Raw genomic sequence first — 16,302 nt, forward strand, 5'->3', positions numbered from 1 at the left:
TGAAAAGACCATCATTAACTTTTCCTTATTTTAAGATTATTTCTGCATTGAATAAGGTAGAGGATCTTTTAGTCCCAATTCTGCAAATGCTGCCAAACGCAACTGACAAGAATCGCAAACTCCACAAGCCAATTCTTCGCCCGCGTAGCAAGACCAAGTTTTTTCCCAAGGTACAGCTAAGCTATTTCCTAATTGAATAATCTCAGTTTTCTTTAAATCAATCAAAGGCGTTAGAATCTTTATTGGTTCTCCTTCGCGACCTTGTTTCGTACCCAAGCGAAACACCTCCTGCATTGCCTCGATATAATCGGGACGGCAATCTGGATAACCGGAATAATCTAAAGCATTGACGCCGATGTAAACTCGTTGGGCACCTATGGCTTCCGCATAAGCTAGCGCAAAACTCAAAAATATGGTATTGCGGGCTGGCACATAAGTGATGGGAATATTTTGAGACATATCTGCGAGAGAGCGATCGCAAGGTAAATCAATCTTTACATCCGTGAGAGCAGAAGCACCCCACAGGCGCAAATCAAAGTTGACAATTTGGTGTTCTGCGATACCAGCAGATAAAGCGATCGCCCTTGCCGCTTCCAACTCCCGCCGATGGCGCTGTCGATAATCAAACGAAAGAGCGTAACACTGGCATCCATCAGCCTTTGCTTGATATAGAACAGTTGACGAATCTAATCCCCCAGACAGCAAAATAACCGCTTTTACCACTTTTTCCTCACCCTTGTCAGATGTTGTAAATATAACTCTACGGTCTGCACATAGGTCGCCTTTACTACAAAAAGACCTTTCGATCAACTTCTAATGTGTAGGAACATAAAGTCAACTTAGAAATTCTTAATCAAGAAAGACACTGTGCTACCATCTTGATGGTTTTTGACGGCGTAAGGGCGGGGTAACCCGGCCTCGACTCGGATAAGACCCAAAGTGGTGGAGGAGCATAACAGAGTGCAAGATAGCATCTCCGTGAGATTTGCGAACGCTTACGTGCAACGAAATCAACCGGAACCGTTGCGAATTGGGGTCATCGGGGTGGGCAATATGGGACAGCATCACACCCGTGTTCTCAGTTTACTTAAAGATGTCGAACTGGTAGGTGTCGCCGACATTAACGTCGAGCGCGGTCTGGATACAGCCAGTAAGTATCGAGTTCGCTTTTTTGAACATTATCGAGACCTACTTCCTCATGTGGAAGCAGTCTGCATCGCAGTACCTACCCGACTGCATCATGCAGTCGGAATGACCTGTCTGCAACATGGGGTTCACGTCCTCATCGAAAAACCGATCGCCGCCAGTATTGCCGAAGCTGAATCCCTCGTCAATGCAGCAGCCGAGTCAGGACGAATTCTACAAGTAGGTCACATCGAACGCTTCAATCCAGCTTTTCAGGAACTCGGCAAAGTCCTCAAAACTGAAGAATTGCTGGCTTTGGAAGCGCACCGGATGAGTCCGTATTCTCATCGGGCCAATGATGTCTCTGTCGTCTTGGATTTAATGATCCACGACATCGACTTGTTGCTGGAATTGGCAGCAGCGCCTGCGGTCAAGCTGACAGCCAGCGGTAGCCGCGCCTCCGATTCTGGCTATTTAGATTATGTGACTGCCACGCTGGGCTTCGCCAATGGCATTGTGGCCACTTTGACAGCCAGCAAAGTCACTCACCGGAAAATCCGTCGCATTGCGGCCCATTGTAAAAACTCTCTGACGGAAGCAGATTTTCTGAACAATGAAATTCTGATTCACCGACAGACAACTGCCAACTACATGACCGACTACGGTCAAGTACTTTATCGGCAAGACGGTTTGATTGAAAAAGTCTACACCAGCAATATTGAGCCACTCCATGCAGAGTTGGAGCATTTTGTCAACTGCGTGCGGGGCGGCAATCAACCTTCTGTTGGTGGCGAACAAGCTCTCAAAGCCTTGCGGTTGGCAAGTTTAATCGAACAGATGGCACTCGACGGTCAAGTTTGGCATTCGCGAGAATTGGAGCGTGCCAATCAGCCGAGCCTCAAGATATAAAACAATGTAAGATTGGCAATTCCAGACGGCAATCTAAATTTGGAAATCCAAAATCTTGCGGCCAATCGATTCGCTGACTAGGCGATTCCCTTGAGGGCTGAGGTGAATATGGTCTCTGTATAAAGGTTCTGCCAGCTGTGCTGAGTTGAACAAGGGTAAAAAATCTATGTAGATAATTTGCCGACTTTGGGTAAAGTCAGTCAGACGCTGACGTTCCTTGAGTTCGTAATCGCGCGGGCCAGGACTGCCGACCTCCCGCAATAAGGGTGTCATTGCTAGTAGAAAATGGCTATTGCTTTGACGGGCGATCGCCTGAACTTTTTCTATGGCTGCTAAATTACGGCTAACGCGATCGCCCTCTTCCGTATTCACCGTTCCCAACTCCGGCAGTTTAGGCGCTGGCAATACATACCTACCAAACACTTCCGCCAAAGCTAGCACAGGTTTTCGCTCTGGATAATTGCGATCGCGTCCCACTTGTACAGAAGTAGGCGCTGTAGCAAATAAATCATCTGTATTGATCAGCAAAACTACTACTTGAGCGCCAAACGTACCGAAACGCTCTATATAAGCAAGTTCATTTCTTGGGCCCCAAGAATTAGCCGAAGCATTAAGCACTTCTATTTGGTTGAATTTATTACCAAGAACAGACGATCGCAGTTGTGCGGCGATCGTCTCGGAAATAACATAGTCCCGATCCGTCCACCAACCCCCGTTAGCGATCGAGTCCCCCAACAGCAACACCCGCAATGTCGAAGCCGATCGTTCCTTACTGATGTCATACCCCCGCATCGAATACTGATTGATCTCAATCCGATTGCCAAAGCGACGAGTTCGTTGATTCGGTGCTAGCAAATAACCAATTTGCTCATCAGCAACATAAATTGGAGGATTGCCGAAACCAAACAGCAAACGCAGTCCCACCTCAAACAGAACTAACAACCCTACCACAACAGCCAAAATTAGCAGCCCTAACTTCACAGATCTTTTTCCTCGCTAATACCACCCAAGTCTTAACAAAAGTTTTCGTTTCTCACCCATCAGAATCATGGACGATAGGTATTTCGATCGCTAATCTAGACTAAGAAACGTTTTGTGACCAACCATTGCAGCGCTAAGTACGGAGGAGAGCGGCTCGATTAAGTGTCGCGATTTCAACGCCTCACTAAATTTGGAATATCCACCCCCCGACAAAGTACGGAGGGCTTCTCCGGAACTTAACGACTGTGGACAGGAAGCTGTCAACAGCCCTGGACGAAGCAGTAAGTAAACTTCAATTTCCGGTTATGTCCGGATTTGTATCAGTTTTATGGAGCAGATATCACAGCGCTATGACCGACTTAAACCGTGGCATCATGAAATTTGAGGGAGCCGATACCCCGAAAGCGATCGCAATTTCAGCCTTGCTGGTACTCGGCGGTATTGCGGTTCTACTCTGGTGGGCATTGCACTCTGCCTACACGATCAACTGAGACAAGCGAAACATCAAAACTAGAAACCATTAAAGACACAAGCGGGGGCGGCATTAAATATTGCCGCCCCCAATGTTGGCAAACTCCATAAAGCAAAATTCACCTATCCAGACTCGTTTCTACTTTTGGTGTGAGCAAACACAATCAAATAATTGTTGTTCATCTAGGCTGGAGTAATCGATCTAATGGAAAATATAAAATCTCCAGATCGCTACTATTACCCCTCACCCTTAGCAGATAAGAACAACAGCAGCATGGTAAATCTCACACCCAACTCGTCTTTTAGCGTCACGATTCGTTTGCAGCTGCCCAACCGCGCCGGTATGTTGGCAAACGTAACGCAAGCGATCGCATCTGTAGGCGGCAACCTGGGTCAAATTAACCTGATCGAACAAACGCGCCAAATCTCCCTTCGAGAAATCACCGTCGATGCCTCCAGCAGCGAACACGAAGAGAAAATTGTGCAAGCAGTCAAGGAAGTTCCCGACGTTACAGTTCTCGAAATCTACGATCGCACCTTCAATCTTCACCGTGGCGGTAAAATTACTGTAACTAGCAAAATTCCGCTCAAAAGTCAATCAGATTTGGCAATGGCCTACACGCCAGGTGTAGGTCGCATTTGTACTGCGATCGCCGAAGATCCGAGTCAAGTACACACCCTCACCATTAAACAAAACACCGTCGCGATCGTCACCGATGGTACCGCTGTACTCGGACTGGGTAATCTTGGCCCCTACGGGGGTTTGCCCGTGATGGAAGGCAAAGCGATGCTATTTAAAGAATTTGCCGGGATCGACGCCTTTCCCATCTGTTTGGCAACTCAAGACACCGACGAAATCGTCCGCACTGTCAAAAATATTGCCCCCGTTTTTGGCGGCATCAACTTAGAAGATATCGCCGCACCCCGATGCTTTGAAATAGAAGAAAGACTGCGAAAGGAATTAGATATCCCCGTATTTCACGACGACCAACACGGCACCGCCATTGTTACACTAGCCGCTTTGATCAACGCCCTCAAGCTGGTGAAAAAATCCATCTCAGATATCCGCATCGTCATTAACGGCGCTGGCGCAGCAGGAGTGGCAGTTGCTCGCTTATTGAGAAAAGCTGGTGCGGAAACAATTTGGATCTGCGACACCAAGGGTATTCTTTCACTCAGTCGTACCGATCTGACCGAGCAAAAGCGAGAATTTGCCGTGAAAGCGCAAGGTTCCCTCGCAGGTGCCCTACAAGGTGCAGATGTATTCATCGGACTTAGCGTACCGGGCGTTTTGACTCCGGAAATGGTGCGATCGATGGCCAAAGATCCGATCGTCTTCGCAATGGCAAATCCCATTCCCGAAATACAACCGGAATTAGTAGGATCGGATGTCGCAGTAATGGCAACAGGTCGCAGCGATTACCCGAATCAGATTAACAATGTGTTAGCATTCCCTGGTGTTTTTCGGGGTGCCTTAGACTGTCGTGCCTCTACAATTACCACCACAATGTATTTGGAAGCAGCATATGCGATCGCGTCCCTAATCAATCCCTTAGATCTCCATCGCGAACACATCATTCCCTCCGTGTTTGACAAGCGAGTTGCCATCGCCGTTGCCGCCGCCGTTCAACAAGCAGCGCGTCAAGAAGGTATCGCCCGCAGTTAAACAAAGCTCAAAGGGAGAGGAAGAGGGAGAGGGACAGGGAAAAGGAATTTTGATTGGGTGACTTTTGACTGAGTGACTTTTAGCTTCCCCACTCCCCCACTCTCCCCAAGCATAAAGGGGCGCAATCCAAGCTAATTTGGTATATAAACTATGTCTTCTCTGCCAAAACTAGGTAAACATAAATCTTCATCTCCCCGCAATCTTTGGTTTGAAAGATTGATGGCTATACTAGCATCCCTCAACTTAGGCTTGGTGCTATTTGATATGAGCTATGTACCTTGGCGGAATTTCTGGCTGCAAGGTAATCTCCAATTTCTTGACTTTGTTATAAAAATACCTCTTCCTCCTATAACTGAATGGTACGATCCAGTTAAGGGTATTGAACCCCATCGAGAAACACAAAAGTATCTAGAGACACTAAATGCACTGGAAGAGCAAGTGGCGCAGCAAGGCTTGCAGTCACCAGAAACTGAAAAATTGCTCGCCGATATGCGCCGCCTCAGCAACGAAATGATTGATAGCGATCCGTTTAGGGTAGCTAACAAAAGCGGCACACTGGAAAAGATTAAAAATAGAATGCGCGATCGCATCGGTCTAGATTCTGCCCGCCAGTCTTTCAAAACATTTTGGAGCCAAGATTACTTATTAAAAAATGGGTGGAAAAAAGAAATTACTTTTTTTAATAACAAGATTCGTCCTTCGATCGAAACAAATTATTTTCGTCCGATCGCTGAAAGCGGCGAATTCGTAGATAAATTCTGGATTCTAGATATACCATTCGTAATTATATTCGGTTTGGAGTTTTTAGGACGTACCTGGTCGATCGGTCGCCGTCACGTTGGAGTTAGTTGGCGAGATGCCATGTTGTGGCGTTGGTACGACATCTTCCTCCTAATTCCATTCTGGCGATGGCTGCGAATTATTCCGGTGACTCTTCGCCTCCACCAAGCTGAGTTAATAGATCTCGATCGCATACAAGCACAATTTAGTCAAGGTTTTGTCGCCACTTTCGCAGAAGAAATAACTGAAGTTGTAGTAGTCCGAGTGATTAAGCAAGTTCAGGGCTCGATCGAAAAAGGCGAAATAACGCGCTGGCTATTGCAACCAGAAAAACGTACTTATATAGATATCAATAATGTGAACGAGGTGGAAGCGATCGCCGATATTATGATTAAACTGATCGTCTACCGAGTTTTGCCAAAAATCAAGCCCGATTTGGAAGCAATACTGCGTCACAATATTGAAAGCGTACTCAAAAATTTACCAGCTTACAGAAATATTCAAAATATACCTGTATTAGCCAACATACCCAATCAGCTTACAGAAAGATTAGTTACGGAAATCTCTCAAGGAGCATACGAAGCTATTAAGGCTGCCCTTGAAGATACCGAAGGAGCCAAACTATCTGCCCAACTTGTGCAACACTTCGGTGAAGCGATCGCGCAAGAAGTCCAAAGTCAACAAACTGTAGATAAAATCCAAAGCTTAGTCTTAGATATGCTCGAAGAAATCAAAATTAATTATGTCGAGCGGTTATCTCAAGAGGATGTGGAACAAATTATGGAAGAAACCAGGAAAATCCGCCAGTTGACTCAAACCCAAGACGGACAAATTTATCCATACAAAAAACATTTAACCTAGCCTAAATTACATTTGACTGCGATTGGTAAAACTAAATAAGGCTAATGCCCAAATTAACCATTTACAAACATGAAAAATTGAGCATTATGGGGATTTTAATCATCAATATTTACAATTTAAAGCAGGAAAACGATTGATTAGCTATAATAGATAAAAAGCTCGTAACAACCATCGACTCGCTTGGTAGTAGGCTTAAGCAAACAAGAGCGGTTAACCTCAACCGTTCCCAAAAGGCATCATATCAAGTTTGAGCGCAACAGCACTATAGTAGAATAAGAGTGGTACGGCCAAAGATAAATTATCTGGAGGCACGACCGATCGCAGCAATTTTCTGACCGATAATTGCTAGTTCTTCTGGGCGTTTCGCAGACAAAAGCTTCTACGACTCGCTCTGGGACGCCAGCGTACCTGGAAACGTTATGTGGTCAAAAGCCGATATAGCGAAAGAATCCGCATCTATAACGAAGTTTATATGTGCAGTGCGTTCCAGCGTCAGAAACTCGAAGCTCCTGTTAGATAAGAGATTTTTACCTAACTTGTGAGAGCCGAGTAGTTCATATTCCTTTCAGAGGAAGTGGGTATTTGTCCCACTTTTTTTATTGGAGTTATCCTATGACTCATCCCCTTGTGCCGCAAATAATTGACTTGGCTGTACCCGTTGCCGAAGCCATCGGGTTAGAGGTTGTCGGAGCGGTATTCCAAACCAACCAATACCCACCGATTCTGCGTGTGGACATTCGCAATCCGCAGCAAGATACAAGCTTGGATGATTGCGAACGTATGAGTAGAGCATTGGAAGCAACCTTAGATGCCACAGATATTATCCCCGATGCGTACATCCTAGAGATTTCCAGCCCTGGAATTTCGCGGCAGCTTACCACAGATAGAGAGTTTGTTTCATTTAAGGGATTTACGGTGCTAGTCAGCACATCGGAGCCTTACGAGGGCAAGAGCGAGTGGCGAGGACAACTGATTAAGCGGGACGATACAGCAGTTTACCTGAACCAAAAAGGTCGAGCGATCGCAATTCCCCGTACCTCGGTCTCGCGAGTGCAACTAGACGAACAAAAAATTAAAAATTAAAAATCCAAAAACTATTCCCGTTTGGATTTTTAGTTTTTAATCTTCCATTTCCGATCACAGGAGATTTCGCCCATGACAATGGTTAATTTACCCGGACTTAAAGAGCTGATCGACAGCATCAGCCGGGAACGCAATTTACCCCGGCACGCTGTTCAAGCAGCGCTCAGAGAAGCTTTATTGAAAGGCTACGAGCGCTATCGGCGTACCCAAAATATCAATAAGCATTTTGACGAAAACTACTTCGACAACTTGGAAGTAGAACTAAACGTCGAAGAGGAAGGCTTTCGCGTTCTGGCCACCAAAACTATTGTTGAAGAATTAAACAGCAGCGACCACGAAATAGCTCTCTCAGAAGTTAAGCCAGTCGTGGAAGAAGCGCAGGTGGGGGACACCGTAGTTTTAGACGTAACGCCAGATCAAGGCGAATTCGGTCGCATGGCGGCAATCCAAACCAAGCAAGTGCTTTCTCAAAAACTGCGCGACCAGCAGCGCAAAATGATTCAAGAGGAATTTCAAGACTTAGAAGGCAACGTCATGCAGGCACGGGTGCTGCGCTTTGAGCGGCAGTCAGCGATCCTGGCTGTGAGCAGCGGCTTCAATCAGCCAGAAGTAGAAGCCGAACTGCCCAAACGAGAACAGCTACCCAACGACAACTATCGCGCCAACGCTACCTTTAAGGTTTATCTTAAAAAAGTGCGGGAAGGCCCGCAGCGGGGGCCACAGCTATTGGTTTCCAGAGCAGCTGCTGGTTTGGTAGTCGAACTTTTCAGCACTGAAGTCCCAGAAATAGAAGATGAAGTAGTCCGCATCGTCGCCGTAGCGCGGGAAGCCAACCCACCCTCCCGTTCTCTTGGCCCGCGTACTAAAATAGCTGTCGATACTTTAGAGCGAGATGTAGATCCCGTAGGTGCTTGTATTGGGGCGCGGGGCTCCCGCATTCAAGTAGTTGTAAACGAATTGCGAGGAGAAAAAATCGATGTAATTAGGTGGTCGCCCGACCCCGCTACATACATTGCTAACGCCCTCAGTCCAGCTAGAGTAGAAGAAGTGCGACTGGTAAATCCAGAAGCTCGTCAAGCTCATGTTTTGGTCACTGAAGATCAACTGAGTCTGGCGATCGGCAAAGAAGGACAAAATGTGCGTCTGGCCGCCCGCCTCACCGGATGGAAAATAGACATCAAAGACGCAGCAAAATACGATGCCGCAGCTGAAGACCGCAAAATAGCTCAGGCTATCGCTGAGGCGGAAGAATTAGATCGGGAGCGAGAGGAAGACGACACCATCGAAAAATACAATTTGGATGAAGTCGAAGAAGATGTTGACTTAGATGAATAAATTCTCTGTGATGCTTTGACGAGGAAGATAGAGTGTGGAACCCAATTATCGGCGTTGTATCAGTTGCCGTCGGGTAGCGCCCAAACAAGCTTTCTGGCGCATTGTCAGAGTCTATCCATCCAGGCAGGTAGAATTAGATCGGGGGGAAGGTCGATCGGCCTATCTTTGTCCGACTCAGAGTTGCTTGCAAGCAGCTCAAAAAAAAAATCGTCTGGGGAACGCGCTCAAAACAGCGGTGCCCCCAGAAATATACCAAGCCTTGTGGCAACATTTATCTAACCACCAGGCGTCAAGCAACTCAAAACCTCGCGAGCGGATCGCATCGGATTCCGAACCGGATGCAGGCCAGAATAGCACTCGCTGCCACTCTGGCTTCCATCGGGACACGGCCAACCCTAACAGCGCCGAACAGCAAGGTGAGTGCCAAAATAGTAAATAGGTGCTTGTTAAAGTAGCCAAGGATAAATTTGCAAACAAAACCGTCCACAGTTGCTGAAAAATTTGTGCCAGATTACAACTAACAACATTGGCAATGCGGATCGTACCGGGCTCCGGTAACACACGATCTGCTTCATGGAGTAGATCTCGGCCAGACCGAACCAATTACCCCATCAGTTCTGCCGCCAATACATCAAAAGTTGCAATTCATAAATTCTTCGGCCAAAGCCAAGCGGCGAAACTGCATCTGTTTTCCTTGATTGCTTTCCAACCAGTTGCAACTCCCACAAAGGAGGCAGCATACCAATGATGTAGATATCTTAAGAACAGTAGGTCATCAGAGACCGCTGGTATGAGTCAAGGGGAAAGCGTGGATGAACAACGGCAAAGTCAGAATTTACGATTTATCACGGGAACTTAATTTGGACAATAAGGATATTCTTGCAATTTGCGATCAGCTGCGGATTCCAGTCAAAAGTCACAGCAGCACTATTACCGACGAGTCCGCAGAACGCATTCGCACAGTTGCGGAGAAATATGCAGCCCAGCATACATCTCCCAGCAAATCGGCTCCATCTCACAATAAGACACACTCACAATCACCGCCATCGGGCCCAAAGCCCAATGCCCCAAAAAAACAGCAGATTTTGGGAATTCGCCAACATCAGGAGCGTCCTGCTGTTAACCCTCCGAAACAATTGGGAGCGCCCGTTGCTATCCCGCCCCAACCGCCAGTAAGTCAGCCAACGTCTTTATCTATGAAGCCGTCGGCACCTACTCGACCAGTACGCCCCAGCCAAAATCAGGAAGTTGTAGCGAACGACAAAGGCACACCCTTAAAGGTTCAGCAAATACAGCAAGTTCAGCAAGTTCCCCCTTCTCGCCCCGCACCAGAACAACCTAAGCTTACCGAACCTCCATCGAGACCAGTCGCCTCGCCACCCAACCGTCAGGCTAACCAAAACCAAACAGACCAACCTGTTAAGAAAAAGCCTAAGCCAGCCGCAACTGGGCAGCAGCCTGTCGAGAAAAAGGCAGAGGGAAGGGAAGATAAGCGGGAAGATAAAAGACAAGAGAAAAGAGAAGACAGAAAGCAATCACTTCAGGAGTCGAAGCCTAACCGAACAACTGCGCCACCAGCGCCACCTTTACCAGAACTACAGCGGCCCAAACCGGTGGTCAAACCGAATCCACCTAGCCGCCCCATCCGTCCTGCCGCATCTGAAGAAGCAGATCTCAGAGGAGATACAGCCGCAGAAGGTGAGGAAATAGAAGAAACGACAGCTTTGTCAGAGCAGGATCTGAAGCGACCGCAACCTCCCAGACCACCTAAAAAAGCGAAAAACTGGGAAGAGGAAGAAGAAGATTTGCCCAGCAAAGCGGCAAAAGTTAAAGGAGCTGGTAAACGCAGCAAGCAGGCACTTTTTGATGAGGATGAGGTTGACTTCGATGAAAGCGACCTAGAAGTTTTGCCTCCCACAATTCAAGTCAGTCTTTCAGTCGCTCGCCCGCCGAAGCCAAAAGCACCTCGATCGGCACCAGCAACCGCAGCAGCCCAAGCCGCTACAAAGCGTCAAAAGGAAGCTCCTTCACGCGATGGTAACGCTGCGAAAGCGGCTCGCAACCGAGGTCGAGAAGAGTCCGCCGTCGATCGTCCTCAGAAGCTCGTTTTAATCGGTAGCATGACCGTGCAAGAGCTAGCCCAAGCTCTGGGAGTACCGGACACGGAAATTGTCAAGCGGCTGTTCTTTAAAGGTATGGCCGTTACCATTACTCAAAGCCTTGATGTACCCACGGTGACTATGCTCGCCAACGATCTGGGTGTAGAAGTGGAAACCGCCCAGAAGGAAGCTGAAGCGAGCAAAGGTAGCGAGATGATTGATGTGGAAGACCTGGATCACCTCCAGCGTCGTCCGCCTGTCGTCACAATCATGGGTCACGTAGACCACGGTAAAACTACTCTGCTAGATGCCATCCGCGAAAGCAAGGTGGCTCAGGGGGAAGCAGGCGGTATTACGCAGCATATCGGTGCTTATCATGTGGACGTGCAGCACGAAGGCAACACTCAGCAGGTAGTATTTCTGGATACGCCCGGTCACGAAGCATTTACCGCGATGCGGGCGCGTGGGGCAAGAGTTACAGATATCGCCGTACTGGTAGTAGCCGCAGATGATGGTGTCCAACCCCAGACGATCGAAGCGATCAGCCACGCTAAAGCAGCCGAAGTACCCATTGTCGTAGCAATTAACAAAATCGACAAACCAGACGCACAACCCGATCGCGTCAAGCAAGAACTGACGGAATTCGCTTTGGTACCAGAAGAATGGGGCGGCGAGACCATTATGGTTAGCGTCAGCGCTATGCAAAAACAAAACCTGGATTCCCTCCTGGAAATGATTCTCCTGGTAGCAGAAGTTGACGAACATCTTGTGGCCAACCCGAACCGCTCGGCCAAAGGAACGGTAATTGAAGCCAATTTGGATAAGTCAAGAGGCCCGGTTGCTACTTTGTTGGTGCAAAACGGTACTCTGCGAGTGGGTGATATCCTCGTCGCCGGTTCTGCCTTCGGTAAGGTGCGGGCGATGATCGACGATCGAGGCAACCGCGTGGACGCCGCAAGTCCATCGTTTGCAGTGGAAGTCTTGGGGCTTAGCGAGGTTCCCGCCGCTGGCGATGAATTCGACGTGTTCCAAGATGAAAAGAAAGCGCGTGCGCTTGCTCAAGAACGTGCCGAACAACAGCGACAATCTCGCCTGATGCGCGGAGTTACCCTCACAACCCTCTCGGCGAAAGCTCAAGAAGGCGAACTCAAGGAACTCAACCTTATCCTCAAAGCAGATGTTCAAGGTTCGGCAGAAGCAATTGTCAGCTCTCTGCAACAGCTGCCCCAGAATCAGGTGCAAATCCGTATCCTGCTAGCGGCCCCTGGCGAAATCACCCAAACAGACGTAGACTTGGCAGCAGCAAGCAATGCTGTCATCGTTGGTTTCAATACCACCTTGGCCAGCGGAGCCCGTCAAGCAGCCGACCAAGCGGGTGTAGATGTACGCGAATACAACATCATCTACAAACTCCTAGAAGATATTCAAGGAGCGATGGAAGGCTTGCTAGAACCAGAATTGGTAGAAGAAGCCTTGGGCGAAGCAGAAGTACGTGCTGTCTTCCCAGTCGGTCGAGGGGCTGTCGCCGGTTGCTATATTATGTCCGGCAAGGCGGTTCGCAACTGTAAAGTGCGCGTGCGCCGAGGCGGTCAGGTGATCTACGAAGGTACTCTCGATTCCCTCAAACGGATGAAAGAAGATGCCAAAGAAGTCAACGCCGGCTTTGAATGCGGTATCGGCATCGATAAGTTCAATGACTGGTCTGTGGGCGACAGAATCGAAGCCTTCAAGATGGTCACCAAGCGCCGTACTCTCACTCCTAGTTAGTCAATTCTGGATTTTGGATTTGAGATTTAGTCCAAAATCCAAAATCTCAAATCTCAAATCTCAAATCCCTATGCGTTCATTCTGGTCAGAACCTTTTTTGTGGATTCACCTTGCTGGATTGGCGGCTCTTCCCATATTCCTGGTGCTTTGCTGGCTGGGATTGGCAGTCGGAGATCCCATTCTCCCTGTTTGGCTAGAGCTGTTATTAGTAGCAGTGGTGGGAATTGCTCCTGTTTTGTGGATGCAGTTATTCCGCCACTTCAATATATTCAGCATTTTAATTCTCGCCATGAAGCCAGAGAAGCTAACTCAAGAGCAACGAAAAATCTTGAGTTTGTTTAAAAAGCCCTTGCAGCGAGTATTGGCAATAGCAGCACCGATTCTTTTAGTTGCCATTCTATGGCAACTTTACCGTGCTGCTCCCATTGCAGCGCCTTTTGCCCCTTTTCCACCAGAATGGCGTTTCGCTGGGTTGTTACTGGCGGCAGCAGCATTTCTGTTGTGCAATTTGTTCTTCCAGGTACCCATTAGCGTTCTGACAGTCCTTATGACCAGCGAATCGGCATTTGCAGCTACAGAACCCTATCCTCTGGAAAAGATTCGCCAAGACTTTACAATTCCTGGTTGGCAAGTAAATGAAATTTTGCCATTCACTAATGTTCAGGAAAAACAGTCGTCCTCAGCTTCAGCGCCCATAATAGAAGATGCGGGTTCTAAACCCTCAAATTCCTCAAACTCAATTTAGATGCTCTTGGGGTGCCTATGGCCACTTATCCTGCTTCATCCTCTAGGGAATTTCTCGAAGATAGCCAAATCTGGGCCAATCTTAAAACGGCGATCGCTTCTAGCTCTGGCTTTCAAAGCTGGCAAATGGAACGCCAGCAAGTAGACGATCGCTACGAGGATACCACACTCGATTATCGAGTACAGCGTTATTTGCGCGAAACTCTGGAAACTTTAGCCTACTAATCGCTTGGTCTGTTCTCTAACTGCTCGGTCAGTTCTCTAGAAGTTCACTCAGGTAAGGGAGTGGATCTTTTATCTATTTGAGCGATCTGCAATCGCTCAGCTATTTAATTATATATATTTGCCAAATATAAAGATTTTTGTCAACGCGATCGTATTTTGGATCGCCTAGTTTGGTTTAAGCACGGCAGACTCCGATCTGGTAGTTTCGCTTGGGACAAGCAAGTCCAAACTTTACACTTTTGGGAATGCGGTCGCATATTCCTAATTACAATATTTTACATTCATATCCGATCGCCTTAAAACGGCACGATTTTAGCTAAGCTACTTGCCTAAATTGCACCATTTATGATAAGTGAAGTTTCAGCTTCTGTTCGCTAACCGTACAAGCTGCACACATATTCCAAGCGGAACTTGGCAAGTGAGGAACTTGTCCTCAGATTTGGCTCAACTTGAGACTGAAAGCTATTTCAACGATCCGCAACGATCGTATCATCGCTAAAACTACAGGAATTCAGCACGCCATAGACTTCCCAATGAATACACAACCATCTTCCGATCTCGATCGAGTCCATAAAGCCAAACGCATCCCTTGTGCCTTACCCCTTGGACTAACAGCTTTGCTACTTTCTGCTCACAGTGGGCCAATATCTCAATCGGCTTGGGCCATTATAAAACCAGCACCTGTACAAATAGCGCAAACACCAAATACTGCTAACGTTATTTACGTCAACCCAAAAACTGGCAACGACAGCACTGGCGCTGGAAACAGCGAAGCAACTGCTTATAGAACGATTACTTTCGCTCTCAAACAAGCACAACCAGGTACTACCATCCAGCTAGCACCGGGTTCCTACACAGCTGACAGCGGCGAAGTTTTTCCACTGACCATCAAACGTGGCGTTACTCTACGCGGCGACGAATCCAACAAAGGTCAGGGCATAGTTATTATCGGTGGGGGTCAGTACATCAGTCCGACATTTTCGCGTCAAGACGTTACTATAATTGCCGAGCCAGATAGCCAAATTAGAGGTTTGACGATTACCAACCCCAATAAACGCGGTACAGGAGTATGGGTAGAATCGACCAATCCCACGATCGGCAACAACACTTTCAGCGATAGTAAGAGAGAAGGTGTTTTTGTTACCGGTAACGGTACACCCAAGATTGAAAATAACCTTTTCACTCGCAACGACGGTAACGGTATCTCTGTAGCGAAGTCTGCCGCAGGTGAAATTCGCGGTAATCTATTTGTCAGTACCGGCTTTGGGATTGCGATCGGCGGTACGGCATCGCCTTTAGTTACAGAAAATCGCATTCTCCAAAATACCGACGGAATTTATATCAACGATTCAGCCCGCCCGGTGCTGCGTAACAATCTGATTCAGAGCAATACACGAGATGGTGTAGTTGTTACCATCAACGCTCAACCGGATTTGGGAACTGCAAGTAACCCCGGCAACAATATTATCCGCAACAACGGTAAACTCGATCTCCACAACGCTACTGCCAGCAACACTATAGTTGCTGTCGGTAACGATATCAATCGCAGCCGCATTTCCGGTCGAGTCGATTTTGTCGCTGCTGAGGTAAAGCCACCAACAGGCGGCGGTACTTCTACTTTTGCAGATATCGAAGGCCACTGGGCTAAACCTTATATTGAAGCCCTTGCTGCCAAAGGTATCATTGCCGGATTTTCTGATGGTACTTTTCGCCCCCGCGAAGCAGTCAACCGTGCCCAGTTTGCCGTCATTGTCAACAAAGCCTTTTCTCCTGCACCGACTCGCCCCAGTATGAACTTTACTGATGTGGCCAGAAATTTCTGGGGCTTTGAAGCTATTCAAGCTGCTTACCGGGGCGGTTTTCTCTCTGGATATGAAGGTCGCGTTTTTAGACCTCAACAGGAAATTACTAGAGTCCAAGCACTCGTTTCTCTTGCCAGCGGTCTAAAACTGCCTCCAGGAGATACAAACTTGCTTTCTCTGTTCAAAGATGCTGCCCAAATTCCTAATTACGCTGGCCCAGCAGTAGCAGCAGCAACCCAACAGAAGCTCGTTGTCAATTATCCTCAGCAGAATTTATTAAATCCCAACCAAGTTGCCACTCGTGCAGATGTTGCGGCTTTTGTTTACCAAGCACTCGTCAATTCCGGACGGGCGGAAGCGATTCCTTCGCCTTACATTATTGGGGGTACGCCAGAGGCGAATCGCTTACCGTAAAGAATTTTCGACTTTTTCAAGCAAGGTCAAAATGTTAAAA

General features: G+C 47.7%; 13 protein-coding genes. 11 read left to right on the forward strand and 2 right to left on the reverse strand.

Annotated features, from left to right (window positions below; all coding sequences use genetic code 11):
• Positions 1 to 36: 36 nt before the first annotated feature.
• The gene (gene queC / locus ACE1CD_RS03825) at positions 37 to 723 is read right to left on the reverse strand and encodes a 7-cyano-7-deazaguanine synthase QueC (protein ID WP_374821733.1); all 687 of its coding nucleotides are present in this window, start codon (positions 721 to 723) and stop codon (positions 37 to 39) included.
• A 237-nt stretch (positions 724 to 960) separates the two neighbouring features.
• Here queC and ACE1CD_RS03830 point away from each other — a divergent pair, with 237 nt between their 5' ends.
• Positions 961 to 2,034: a Gfo/Idh/MocA family oxidoreductase gene (locus ACE1CD_RS03830; protein ID WP_374790785.1), complete on the forward strand. Its 1,074-nt coding sequence runs from the start codon at positions 961 to 963 to the stop codon at positions 2,032 to 2,034.
• 33 nt (positions 2,035 to 2,067) lie between these two features.
• Here ACE1CD_RS03830 and ACE1CD_RS03835 read toward each other — a convergent pair whose 3' ends face one another.
• Positions 2,068 to 3,015: an SGNH/GDSL hydrolase family protein gene (locus tag ACE1CD_RS03835; RefSeq protein WP_374790787.1), complete on the reverse strand. Its 948-nt coding sequence runs from the start codon at positions 3,013 to 3,015 to the stop codon at positions 2,068 to 2,070.
• 350 nt (positions 3,016 to 3,365) lie between these two features.
• On the opposite strand from ACE1CD_RS03835, the gene ACE1CD_RS03840 reads away from it, so the two are divergent.
• The 10 genes from ACE1CD_RS03840 (at position 3,366) to ACE1CD_RS03885 (ending at position 16,262) form a co-directional block, all read left to right on the forward strand.
• Positions 3,366 to 3,506 carry a hypothetical protein gene (locus ACE1CD_RS03840; protein WP_190466195.1) on the forward strand — a complete coding sequence of 47 codons (141 nt, stop codon included), beginning with the start codon at positions 3,366 to 3,368 and terminating at the stop codon, positions 3,504 to 3,506.
• Positions 3,507 to 3,760: 254 nt separating this feature from the next.
• The gene (locus ACE1CD_RS03845; RefSeq protein ID WP_374790989.1) at positions 3,761 to 5,152 is read left to right on the forward strand and encodes a malic enzyme-like NAD(P)-binding protein; all 1,392 of its coding nucleotides are present in this window, start codon (positions 3,761 to 3,763) and stop codon (positions 5,150 to 5,152) included.
• Between the two features lie 150 nt (positions 5,153 to 5,302).
• Positions 5,303 to 6,793 (forward strand): hypothetical protein, encoded by a 1,491-nt coding sequence (locus tag ACE1CD_RS03850; protein ID WP_374790789.1) that lies wholly within the window; start codon positions 5,303 to 5,305, stop codon positions 6,791 to 6,793.
• A gap of 612 nt (positions 6,794 to 7,405) precedes the next feature.
• Entirely contained in the window at positions 7,406 to 7,876 is a 471-nt protein-coding gene (gene rimP, locus ACE1CD_RS03855) for a ribosome maturation factor RimP (RefSeq protein WP_190465085.1), read from the forward strand.
• A 72-nt stretch (positions 7,877 to 7,948) separates the two neighbouring features.
• Complete coding sequence (nusA, locus tag ACE1CD_RS03860; RefSeq protein WP_374790791.1) at positions 7,949 to 9,211, forward strand: transcription termination factor NusA; 1,263 nt, start codon at positions 7,949 to 7,951, stop codon at positions 9,209 to 9,211.
• A gap of 34 nt (positions 9,212 to 9,245) precedes the next feature.
• On the forward strand, positions 9,246 to 9,650 hold the full coding sequence (locus ACE1CD_RS03865) for a YlxR family protein (RefSeq protein ID WP_374790793.1): 405 nt from the start codon (positions 9,246 to 9,248) through the stop codon (positions 9,648 to 9,650).
• 373 nt (positions 9,651 to 10,023) lie between these two features.
• The gene (gene infB / locus ACE1CD_RS03870; RefSeq protein ID WP_374790795.1) at positions 10,024 to 13,077 is read left to right on the forward strand and encodes a translation initiation factor IF-2; all 3,054 of its coding nucleotides are present in this window, start codon (positions 10,024 to 10,026) and stop codon (positions 13,075 to 13,077) included.
• 70 nt (positions 13,078 to 13,147) lie between these two features.
• On the forward strand, positions 13,148 to 13,822 hold the full coding sequence (locus ACE1CD_RS03875; protein WP_374790797.1) for a low-complexity tail membrane protein: 675 nt from the start codon (positions 13,148 to 13,150) through the stop codon (positions 13,820 to 13,822).
• A gap of 17 nt (positions 13,823 to 13,839) precedes the next feature.
• Positions 13,840 to 14,046 carry a hypothetical protein gene (locus ACE1CD_RS03880; protein WP_374790799.1) on the forward strand — a complete coding sequence of 69 codons (207 nt, stop codon included), beginning with the start codon at positions 13,840 to 13,842 and terminating at the stop codon, positions 14,044 to 14,046.
• Positions 14,047 to 14,579: 533 nt separating this feature from the next.
• A complete protein-coding gene (locus tag ACE1CD_RS03885) occupies positions 14,580 to 16,262 on the forward strand; it encodes a DUF1565 domain-containing protein (protein WP_374790801.1) in 1,683 nt (560 codons plus the stop codon).
• Positions 16,263 to 16,302: the final 40 nt, after the last annotated feature.

The organism is Aerosakkonema sp. BLCC-F183 (genome assembly GCF_041929145.1).
Lineage (GTDB): Bacteria > Cyanobacteriota > Cyanobacteriia > Cyanobacteriales > Aerosakkonemataceae > Aerosakkonema.